The organism is Arsenophonus endosymbiont of Bemisia tabaci Q2 (assembly GCF_902713415.1).
Classification (GTDB): domain Bacteria; phylum Pseudomonadota; class Gammaproteobacteria; order Enterobacterales; family Enterobacteriaceae; genus Arsenophonus.
Window position 1 is genome coordinate 1 of record NZ_CACTIE010000318.1, and the last position, 804, is coordinate 804.

Consider the following 804-nt stretch of genomic DNA (forward strand, 5'->3'; position numbering starts at 1 on the left):
GTTATGCAGGCTCAAGGTTCTCAACTTACCAATAAATACGCCGAAGGATATCCTGGTAAACGTTATTATGGTGGTTGTGAACATGTTGATATTGTTGAACAACTCGCTATAGATCGAGCAAAAACTCTATTTGATTCGGATTTTGCTAATGTTCAGCCACACTCAGGTTCACAAGCTAATACCGCTGTTTATATGGCTTTATTGCAACCTGGTTATACGGTATTAGGCATGAATTTGGCACATGGTGGACAATTTAACCCATGGCTCACACCCGTCAATTTTTCTGGTAAGCTTTATAATATCCTTCCTTACGGTATCGATGAAGAGGGTAAAATTGATTACGACAATATAAGCCACTCACGCACAAAAGCATAAACCTAAAATGATCATTGGCGGTTTTTCTGCTTATTCAGGCGTGGTTGACTGGGCTAAAATGCGTCAAATTGCAGATAGTATTGGTGCTTACTTACTTTGTTGATATGGCACATATCGCTGGCTTCATGGCTGCTGACGTTTATCCTAACTCTGTTCCTCATGCACATGTCGTGACGACCACTAGCCATAAGACTTTGGCTGGCCCTCGTGGTGGTTTGATCTTGGCTAAAGGTGGGGTGATGAGGCGTTTTACAAAAAAATAAATTCTGCCGTATTCCCTGGTGCTCAGGGTGGCCCATTAATGCATGTTATTGCTGGTAAAGCGCTTGGATTAAAAGAAGCGATGGAGCCTGAATTTAAAACTTATCAACAGCAAGTGGCTAAAAATGCGAAAACGATGGTGGAAGTTTTCATCAAACTTGGTTACAA

The 804-nt window shown here is 41.4% G+C and carries 1 pseudogene; it reads left to right on the forward strand.

What is annotated here, in order from left to right:
- Positions 1–804, forward strand: a pseudogene (glyA, locus tag ARSQ2_RS11690) (serine hydroxymethyltransferase); the annotation flags it as partial.